The sequence below is a fragment of the Paraclostridium sp. AKS73 genome (assembly GCF_025671395.1).
Lineage (GTDB): Bacteria > Bacillota > Clostridia > Peptostreptococcales > Peptostreptococcaceae > Paraclostridium > Paraclostridium benzoelyticum.
Map to the genome: position 1 here is coordinate 1 of NZ_JAIXHU010000077.1, position 2503 is coordinate 2503.

At 26.8% G+C, this 2503-nt stretch carries 2 protein-coding genes; both read right to left on the minus strand.

Features of this window, described 5'->3' with window-relative positions; genetic code table 11:
• Positions 1-69 precede the first annotated feature (69 nt).
• The gene (gene speD, locus LEQ07_RS19515) at positions 70-495 is read right to left on the minus strand and encodes an adenosylmethionine decarboxylase (RefSeq protein ID WP_046822695.1); all 426 of its coding nucleotides are present in this window, start codon (positions 493-495) and stop codon (positions 70-72) included.
• Positions 496-525: 30 nt separating this feature from the next.
• Positions 526-2025 carry an aminotransferase class I/II-fold pyridoxal phosphate-dependent enzyme gene (locus LEQ07_RS19520; RefSeq protein ID WP_263331922.1) on the minus strand — a complete coding sequence of 500 codons (1500 nt, stop codon included), beginning with the start codon at positions 2023-2025 and terminating at the stop codon, positions 526-528.
• Between the last annotated feature and the right edge of the window lie 478 nt (positions 2026-2503).

Sequence of the window (2503 nt, forward strand, 5' to 3'; positions counted from 1 at the left end):
TAATGTATTAATTGAAATTTGAGTTAGTTAAATTTATTTTTTATTTATATTTATTTAGGTGATTATTATTTATATAGCTTCTTGCTCGTCTTGTGGCTTATGAGTAATATTACCTAAATCTTTTTTTGCAAATTTTTGTATCTTTGATGTTAATCCTCTAGGTATTTCTGTAGATTCACTTCTTTCAGCTTTAAGTAATTCTTCTAGCATTTCAAAGCTTTTCCAAGGGTCTATATCTCCACAAGTAAAGAAATCTGCAGCTGCATATCCATACTCTGGCCATGTGTGTATAGTTAAATGAGATTCTGCTATTATTACAGCTCCTGACACTCCCCATGGATTAAAGTGGTGAAATACTGAATCTACTATAGTTGCTTTTGCATTTAAAGCTGAGTCATTCATATATTTTTCAATAAGCTTTGGATCTCTAAGCATTTCCTCATCACAATTATAGTACTCAACCAATATATGTCTTCCTAAAGTTTCAAACTTCATAGTCGTCACTCTCCTTATTAAGTTTTCAATTTATTTTTTTATAACTAATATATAATTTAAAGTTTTGTCTTTCATATCACTTAAATATGCATTATTGTCTTTTAATAACTTTATATAATCTATAATTTCCTTTGTAATTATTTCTCCAGGAGTTACTATCGGAATACCTGGTGGATAAGCCATTATAGATTCTCCAGAAATTCTTCCAATACATTCATCAATTAAAACCATTTCTTTATCTTTGTAAAAAGCATCTCTTGGTTTTAATTTTAATATTGGGTTTATCTGCTTTATATCTATATCATTCATCTCATCAGGCTTCTTGTATATTTTAGATATAACTTCTAATGCATTTATTAATTTATCTACATCTTCTTTTTCTGTACCTATAGATATTAATGCTAATATATTATATAAATCCCCTAATTCTGCTTGAACCGAAAACTCTTTATATAATAAATCGTAAACTTCAAGTCCTGTTAAATTTAATTTTTTAACATTTATGCAAAGTTTTGTCTCATCTATAAACTTTACTCCTTCATCATTTAAACATTCCGTAGATACAACTTTTATACCTTTTACTTTATTAAGCCTAGCTTTAGCGTATCTTGAAAGATTTAAAGCTTTCGATAGTTGCTCCTGCCCATTTGACACTAAGTTCGACCTAGCTCCATCAATGCTACTCATTAATAAATATGATGCAGATGTTGATTGAAGCATGTTTATACATTGAAGAACCTTACTAGACTCTATACTTTTGTTATTTAAAAGCAGTGCTGAAGCTTGCGTTAATGCTCCTCCTGTTTTGTGTATGCTAACCGCCGCCATATCTGCTCCTAACTTCATACTTGATGGTGGTAAATCATCATGAAACGGAAAGTGAGCTCCATGTGCCTCATCTACTAAAACCAATACATTTTTCTTATGACATATGTCTATAATTTCTCTTAAATCACTGCATGCTCCATAATAAGTTGGATTAAGTAAAAATAAAGCTTTTATCCCCTTATTTGTTTCAAGTGCATGCTTTACATCTTTAGCCCTTATATTAAGACTTATTCCTAATTCTTTATCAAACTCTGGTTGAATAAATACAGGTTCTCCTCCACTTAATATTAGTGCATTGATAACTGATTTATGTATATTTCTAGGAAGAAGCAATTTATCATTATCCTCTATGATGCTTAATATCATTGCATGTATAGCTCCTGTAGTTCCATTAGTTATAAAAAAAGCATCATCTGAACCATAAGCATCCGCTAAAAGTTTTTGAGCATTTTTTATGACTCCCTTGGGATTAGATACATTATCCATTAATGGAGATGAGTTTATATCCATTTTCATCAATTCTTCTCCATAATAATTATTTAATATGTCTACCCCTTGATGTCTTACATGACCAGGTACATCAAAACATGCTATATCTTTTTTTGAATATTCTTTTAGTGAGCTTAGTAGTGGTATTTGACTATGATTTAACTTATAACTTTTCTCATATTCTAACTCTAAGTTTTTACCTATAGCTTCCAAATCGTTCCTCCCTTCTTTATTTTAAATATTAATTTAATTTTTAAAAGATTATTATTTCTATTCATAAAATTTAGTTTTATTAAACTCACAATATTTATTATATAAAGTTTTGGTCTTTTGCAAGCACTTTTTTATTTTTATTTTCAATATAATTTTTTATACTTCTAGCTATTTCAATGTATATACATATTTTCATTTTTATGTTTATATTAATTTTTATTATGTTTAGTTAAAGTAAACTTTTGTTTATATTAATTTTTATTATGTTTAGTATAACTAACTCAAATTTATCGTTTTACCAATACTTTTATTTAATATTACTAATCAACAAAGTATATTACTGCTAAACTTTTTTAAAATAATAAATTTTCACTTTTTTTAACCAAATTGATTTTTATTTATAAAATAATTAATTTATTGCATAAAAAAAGCAAAAACATTTTTAAATTATTTTTTAGCTTTTCTATATTATTTTTTA

Coding starts and splice junctions, on each gene's coding strand:
- speD (WP_046822695.1), bottom strand. CDS start 495: ATGAAGTTTGAAACTTTAGGAAGACATATATTGGTTGAGTACTATAAT.